Annotated in this window: 5 protein-coding genes and 1 riboswitch; of the genes, 4 read left to right on the top strand and 1 reads right to left on the bottom strand. The window is 73.3% G+C overall.

Translation table 11 applies throughout. The features are described from left to right. The 3 genes from AC13HU_RS27630 to AC13HU_RS27620 form a co-directional block, all read left to right on the top strand. Positions 1–1,180, top strand: a 1,180-nt coding sequence (locus AC13HU_RS27630) for an EfeM/EfeO family lipoprotein (protein WP_483044672.1), incomplete at its 5' end; no start/stop codon positions are given. Between the two features lie 198 nt (positions 1,181–1,378). Next, positions 1,379–2,665 (top strand): iron uptake transporter deferrochelatase/peroxidase subunit, encoded by a 1,287-nt coding sequence (gene efeB / locus AC13HU_RS27625; RefSeq protein WP_483044671.1) that lies wholly within the window; start codon positions 1,379–1,381, stop codon positions 2,663–2,665. 105 nt (positions 2,666–2,770) lie between these two features. Next, entirely contained in the window at positions 2,771–3,586 is an 816-nt protein-coding gene (locus AC13HU_RS27620; RefSeq protein ID WP_483044670.1) for a phosphatase PAP2 family protein, read from the top strand. Positions 3,587–3,774: 188 nt separating this feature from the next. Here AC13HU_RS27620 and AC13HU_RS27615 read toward each other — a convergent pair whose 3' ends face one another. Continuing rightward, positions 3,775–4,191, bottom strand: a complete 417-nt coding sequence (locus AC13HU_RS27615) for an SH3 domain-containing protein (protein WP_483044669.1) — start codon at positions 4,189–4,191, stop codon at positions 3,775–3,777. Between the two features lie 256 nt (positions 4,192–4,447). Then, positions 4,448–4,667: riboswitch (cobalamin riboswitch) on the top strand. A 161-nt stretch (positions 4,668–4,828) separates the two neighbouring features. Here AC13HU_RS27615 and metE point away from each other — a divergent pair. Continuing rightward, entirely contained in the window at positions 4,829–7,147 is a 2,319-nt protein-coding gene (gene metE, locus AC13HU_RS27610) for a 5-methyltetrahydropteroyltriglutamate--homocysteine S-methyltransferase (RefSeq protein ID WP_483044668.1), read from the top strand. Positions 7,148–7,186: the final 39 nt, after the last annotated feature.

Genomic DNA, 7,186 nt, shown 5'->3' with positions numbered 1-7,186 from the left:
CGCCTGGGTCGTTCCCGTCACGGTGATCGTCGTGCCGGCGGTGGTCGCCGGGCTGGTCGTCGCCCTCGGCGACGGCAAGCCCGCCGGCGCGCAGACCGTCGCCGTCTCCGAGTCGGACTGCGGCAAGGGCTTCACCGCGCCCAAGACCGGCCGGCAGACGTTCCAGATGCACAACACGGGCGGCAAGACGTCCGAGGTCTACCTGGTGAACCCGGCGACCAACGCGGTCTACGGCGAGATCGAGGGGCTGGCTCCCGGCACCACCCGCGACCTGGTCGCCACCGTCGGCGCCGGCACCTACGCCTGGCGCTGCGTGCCGACCGGCGGCACGGCCGTCACCTCGGCCTCGGTACGGGTCAGCGGCAGCGGTACCGCCCAGGCCGTGCTCCCCCTCGCCGAGTCCGACCTGCGGCCGCCCCTCGCGGCCTACAAGGCGTACGTGGCCGCCGGTCTCACCACCCTCGTCCGCCAGACGGACGCGCTCACGGCCGACATCCGCGGCGGGCGACTCGCCGCGGCGCGCGCGGACTGGCTCACCGCCCACCGCACTTATGCGTCCCTCGGCGCCGCGTACGGCACGTTCGCCGACTTCGACGGGAAGATCGACGGGCGTCCCGACGGGCTGTCCGGCGGGATCGGGGACCCCCGGTTCACCGGCTTCCACCGGATCGAGTACGGCCTGTGGCACGGCGAGTCGGCGGCCGGGCTGATGCCTTACGTGCAGCTTCTCGGCAGCGACGTCCGGGGGTTGCGCAGCGCGTTCCCCGGACAGGACTTCGACCCGTCCGACCTGCCGCTGCGCTGCCACGAGATCCTGGAGAACACGCTCCAGTTCGAGCTGACCGGTGACACGGACCAGGGCAGCGGGACCAACCTGGCCACCGCGGACGCCGACCTCGCGGGCACGAAGGAGTTGCTGCGCGTGCTGCGGCCGCTGATCTCCGCGCGCGATCCGCAGCGGCCGGCGACCGTGGACGCCGATGTCGCGCGCCTGCAGACGCTGCTGGACGCGGCCCACAAGGGCGGCTCGGGCAAGAACGGCTCCGGCAACAGCGGCGGATGGACGCCGGTGGACGCGCTCGACCCGACGGCCCGAACGAAGATCAACGGAGCCACCGGACAACTCCTTGAGGACCTCGCGCCGATCCCCGATCTGCTCGAAGTCCGCAAGTCCGGCTGATCCGAGGCCACTTCGGCGGCCCCGCGGGCCCGCGCGACGCCACCAGCCGTCCGTACCCCCGCCAACCGCCAACCGCACCCGCCACAGGCACCGCACCCGTACCGCCCCGTCCGTACGACCGACCACCCCCGTACGACCGAATCCGTGGACCGCTCGACCGGCAGCCGCCGCTCGGCAGGTCCGGAAGGGACTTCGTCCATGCCCGACTCCGCTCACTCCGAGCCCTCCCGGGGGGTCTGTCCGATGGACGCCGGCCGCCGGTCGTTCGTGCGGACGGCGCTCGGCGTCGGGGCCGGGGCCACCGCCCTGGCCGGCGGCGGCGCCGTCGTCAGCACGGCGCTCGGCGGCGACAGCGCGCACGCGGCCGAGCCCGGCCAGGCGGCGCCGGTCGCCTTCCACGGTGCCCATCAGGCCGGAATCACCACGCCGACGCCGGCCGCCGCGGCCTTCGTGTCGTTCGACGTCATCGCCGACAGCCGGGCCGAACTCGCCGGCCTGTTCCGCACGATCACCGACCGCGCCCGCTTCCTGACCGCCGGCGGAGACCCGGCCGACCTCGGCGTCGGCGCCCCACCCTCCGACAACGGCATCCTCGGCCCCACGGTCCCCGCGGACGCGCTGACGGTGACCGTGGGCGTCGGGTCGTCGCTGTTCGACGACCGCTACGGCCTGTCCGCCGCCAGACCGCGCCGGCTCGCGCCCATGCGGACCTTCCCCGACGACAACCTCCAGGCGGCCGAGAGCCACGGCGACCTGAGCCTGCAGATCTGCGCCGGCAGCACCGACACGGTGCTGCACGCCCTGCGTGACATCGCCCGGCACACGCGGGGCGCCATGCAGGTCAAGTGGCGCGTCGACGGCTTCCACAGCGCGCCCCGGCCGACCGGGACCCCGCGCAACCTGCTCGGCTTCAAGGACGGCATCGCCAATCCCGATGTGGCGTCCGGGCGCGAGATGGACCGGCTCGTGTGGGTCACGGACGCGCTCGGCGAACCCGCCTGGGCCCGCGGCGGCAGCTACCAGGTGATCCGGATCATCCGGATGCTGGTCGAGTTCTGGGACCGGGTCTCCCTCACCGAGCAGGAGAAGATGTTCGGCCGCCGCAAGGACACCGGAGCCCCGCTCGACGGCGCCCAGGAAGGCGACACGCCGAGGTACGCCAACGACCCGCACGGCAACGCGATCCCGCTCGACGCGCACATCCGGCTGGCCAATCCGCGCACCGCGGGGACCGACGACTCCCGCATCCTGCGCCGCGGCTTCAACTACGACCGCGGGATCGACGCGGTGGGCGATCTCGACATGGGCCTGGTCTTCTGCTGCTACCAGCAGGACGTGGTCCGGCAGTTCGAGGCCACCCAGACCAGGCTCGTCGGCGAGCCGCTGGTCGACTACATCTCCCCGGTCGGCGGCGGGTACTTCTTCGCGCTGCCGGGCGTACGGGACGCGAAGGACTGGCTCGGACGCGGATTGCTCGGCGCCTGACGCGCGCCTTCGGTGTCCACCGGCACACCGAACGTCTACAGTGCTGTAGACATTCGGGTCCGCCGAAGCGGCCCGACTCGGCAACGGATGCGGAGCCGCAGCACGATGATCCCAGCGTCCACCGTCAGCGGGGCCTCGCCCCGGCACCGGCGCGGTCTGTGGCCGCGACGTACGCGGGTCGCGGCCGCCCGGTGCGGATGCGCCCCGCACCGCGGCGGCTCGCCGTGCGGGCGGGCCGGTTCCGCGCCGCGGCCCGGCCGGGTCCGCCGGGCCGGGCCGGCGTTCGCCCTGTTCGCCCTGCCCGCGGTCCTGTTCGCGCTGCTGCTGTGGGCACTGGGCGCACGCGACGGCGCACCGATCGGACCCGACGGCTGCCTGCACCACTGGGTGGTGGCCCATCGATCGGCCGACCTGACCGCGGCCGCCCACCTGCTGGACTCGACCGCGGCCGGCCTGCTTCCGTACGTCGCGGTGATGCTGGCCGGATGGACCGGGTGCGCGCACCGGACGGCGTCGCGGCGGGAGGTGTCGGCGGCGCTCGGCGCGGTCGTGATCCTGCTGACCGGGCAGGCGGTCCGCCTCGCGGTCGTGTTCGCGCTGGCCCGGCCCAGACCGCCGGTGGCCGATTGGGCCGCGCTCAGCACCGACTGGGCGTTCCCCTCCGGGTACGCCACAACGTCCGTGCTCACCGCGGGACTTCTCGCCTGGGCGGTCCTGCGCAGCGACGCACCCCGCGGGGCGGTCCGGCTCGACGTGCTGGGCTGCCTGCTGTGGGTGGCCGCCATCAGCGCCACCCGGATCTACCTCGGCGTGCAGTGGCCCACCGACGAGCTGGGCGGCTGGCTGCTGGGCGCGGCCTGGCTCGCCCTGACGCTGCCGATCCTGTCGGGACTCGCCGGCCCGGCCGGCCGCACGCTCTGACATGCGTCACTCGGCCGCCGCGTCGACTCACCACACGGAAAGCGCGGAAGGCACGGTCCCCGGCGGGGGAAGATCGTCCTCACCGCGCGGGTCGTGCCGGGGGTCGGCTCGCGGGGGTCCGACATGGCGGCCCGGAGCCGCGTGCGGGACCTGCCGCGACTCCGGGATGCCCTTGGTCCGTGGGACGGTCAGCCCTTGGCGCCCTTCGGCACCGCGTTCATCACGGCGGTGCTGCTGCGCAGGACGTCCTTGCAGTAGGAGACGGTGCCGGTGTTGTCCACGTACTTCGCCGAGACCCAGTTGTTGTTGTCGCGCAGCAGGTACCAGATGTCGTTGCCCTCGATGTTCTGGGCGCGGACCTTGCAGCGCAGACCGACCTGCTGGTGGTAGCTCAGCGAGCCCTTGACGGACGAGTCCGTGCTGGGGAACTGCCGCTGCACGACGCCGTCACCGGCGACGACCGTGCCGTACGGAAGGGCCGGGGTGGCGGCCTGGGCTGCCGTCGCGCCGAGCAGCGTGGTGCCGAGTGCCACGGCGGTGGTCAGCGCGCTCGCGCCGATGATGATGCGGCCTCGGAGAGTAGGAAGAGCAGCGGATGTCGCCAAGGGACTTCTCCTGTTCCTGATGTGCGGTGAGACGCATGGGCACCGCCGAAAGTACGCCGCACAATCTCCAACAGTGCGGATAAATCGCCGTGTTGAGCCGAACGTGCGAGGCTCTCACCCGTCTGCGGACTCCGCGGCCACCTGGACGGGGGCGGCGGTCCCGCGCAGGGCGCGCCGATGCTGCCGACGGTGTACGAGGCGGGCATCGACCGGCTGCCGCGGGCCGGAGGCGGACGGGCGCCGCGCCCCGGGTCGTATGCTGGCGGGTGCAGCTGGTTCGCCCCTGTCCGCCAGACAGGCGCGTCGTAAGAGGGAACCCGGTGGGAATCCGGGACTGCCCCGCAGCGGTAAGTGGGAACGATAGCCGTCATCAGCACTGGGTCCGAGCCGCGGACCTGGGAAGCGACGGTCAGTAGGTGTCTGCCCCGGCAGGCGAGCCCGCGAGTCCGAAGACCTGCCCGTTGCCCGTACGCGACCGATCGCGTGCGGATATCCCGGTGACCTCGTGGGCGGGTCGGCGTACATATCAGGCGGAGGAGCGTCCCCATGAGGCGTGTCCGATCCGTCCCGTTCGCCGCCTTCGCGCCCGCGTCCCGTCCCCGGGATGCCAGGGAGACATCTCGCGAAGGAGATTTCCGTGTCAGCAAAGCCCGCAGCCGCGGCAGCACGGGCCACCGTGTACGGCTACCCCCGCCAGGGACAGCACCGGGACCTGAAGAAGGCCGTCGAGGGCTACTGGAAGGGCCGCGTCACCGCGGACGCCCTCCGGGAGACCGCGGCCGATCTACGCCGGTCCAACTGGCGGCAACTCGCCGACGCCGGCGTCCATGAGGTACCCACCGGCGACTTCTCGTACTACGACCACGTCCTCGACACCAGCGTCATGGTCGGCGCCGTCCCCGAGCGGCACCGTGCCGCCGTCGGCGCCGACCCGCTCAACAGCTACTTCGCGATGGCCCGCGGCACCCAGGACGTGGCGCCGCTGGAGATGACGAAGTGGTTCGACACCAACTACCACTATCTGGTGCCCGAGTTGGGCCCCGACACGGTCTTCGCCGCCGACTCCGCCAAGCAGGTCGGCGAGTTGCGGGAGGCCCTCGCGCTCGGGCACACCCCGCGGCCGGTGCTGGTCGGCCCCTTGACCTACCTGCTGCTCGCCAAGCCCGCCCCCGGGGTGCCGGCCGACTTCGAGCCGCTGACCCTGCTGGACCGGCTGCTGCCGGTGTACGCCGAGGTGCTCGCCGACCTGCGGGCCGCCGGCGCCGAGTGGGTGCAGCTCGACGAGCCCGCCCTGGTCCAGGACCGCACGCCCGACGAGCTGAACGCCGCCGCCCGCACCTACCGCGAGCTGGGCGCCCGCACCGACCGGCCGAAGCTGCTCGTCGCCTCCTACTTCGACCGGCTCGGCGAGGCGCTGCCGATCCTGGTCAGGGCCCCGATCGAGGGCCTGGCCGTCGACTTCACCGGCGCGGCCGCCGCCAACCTCGACGACCTCGCCGCCGTCGGCGGGCTGCCCGGCAAGCGGCTGGTGGCGGGCGTCGTCAACGGCCGCAACATCTGGATCAACGACTACGAGAAGTCGCTGTCCACCCTGGCCACCCTGCTCGGCCTCGCCGGCCGGGTCGACGTGGCCGCGTCCTGCTCCCTGCTGCACGTGCCGCTGGACACCGCACCCGAGCAGGACATCGACCCGCAGGTGCTGCGCTGGCTCGCCTTCGCCCGGCAGAAGACCGCCGAGATCGTCACGCTGGCCAAGGGCCTGGTGCAGGGCACCGACGCCATCGCCGCGGAGATCGCCGCGAACCGCGCCGACCTCGCCTCCCGCGCCGGTTCCCCGATCACCCGCGACCCGGCCGTACGCGCCAGGGTCGCTGCCGTCACCGACGCCGACGGCCGCCGCTCCCAGGCGTACCCCGAGCGCGCCGCCGCCCAGCGCGCCCGCCTCGGGCTGCCGCTGCTGCCGACCACCACCATCGGGTCGTTCCCGCAGACCACCGACCTGCGCACCGCCCGCGCCGACCTGCGGGCCGGCCGGATCGACCGGGCCGGCTACGAGGAGCGGATCAGGGCCGAGATCGGCGAGGTGATCTCCTTCCAGGAGAAGACCGGGCTCGACGTCCTGGTGCACGGCGAGCCCGAACGCAACGACATGGTGCAGTACTTCGCCGAGCAGCTCACCGGCTACCTCGCCACCCAGCACGGCTGGGTGCAGTCCTACGGCACCCGGTACGTGCGCCCGCCGATCCTGGCCGGCGACATCTCCCGGCCCGAGCCGATGACCGTGCGCTGGACGAGCTACGCCCAGTCGCTCACCTCGCGCCCGGTCAAGGGCATGCTCACCGGGCCGGTCACCATGCTCGCCTGGTCCTTCGTCCGCGACGACCAGCCGCTCGGCGACACCGCCCGTCAGGTCGCCCTCGCGCTGCGCGACGAGGTCACCGACCTGGAGGCGGCCGGCACTTCGGTCATCCAGGTGGACGAGCCCGCGCTGCGCGAGACCCTGCCGCTGCGGGCCGCCGACCGGCCCGCCTACCTGGCCTGGGCCACCGAGTCGTTCCGGCTCACCACCAGCGCGGTGGGCGCGGCCACCCAGATCCACACCCACATGTGCTACGCCGAGTTCGGCGACATCGTGCAGGCCATCGACGACCTCGACGCGGACGTCATCAGCCTGGAGGCCGCCCGCTCCCACATGCAGGTGGCCACCGAACTGGCCGCCCACGGCTACCCGCGTGAGGCCGGCCCCGGTGTCTACGACATCCACTCCCCGCGGGTGCCCGGCGCCGACGAGGCGGCCACGCTGCTCCGCAAGGGCCTGGCGGCGATCCCCGCCGAGCGCCTGTGGGTCAACCCGGACTGCGGTCTGAAGACCCGCGGCTGGCCCGAGACCAGGGCGTCCCTGGAGAACCTGGTCGCCGCCGCCCGCACGGTCCGCTCCGAACTGCCCGGCGCCTGAGACCCGGTGGGCCGGGAGGGACCCGAGCGAAGTCCCTCC

Source organism: Streptomyces sp. NH27 (assembly GCF_056859195.1).
This window is presented reverse-complemented; position numbering and strand designations above follow the sequence as displayed.

What these genes read in the sequence shown, in the direction of transcription:
- efeB (WP_483044671.1), top strand. Translation starts at nt 1,379, where the DNA reads ATGCCCGACTCCGCTCACTCCGAGCCCTCCCGGGGGGTCTGTCCGATG.
- AC13HU_RS27620 (WP_483044670.1), top strand. Translation starts at nt 2,771, where the DNA reads ATGATCCCAGCGTCCACCGTCAGCGGGGCCTCGCCCCGGCACCGGCGC.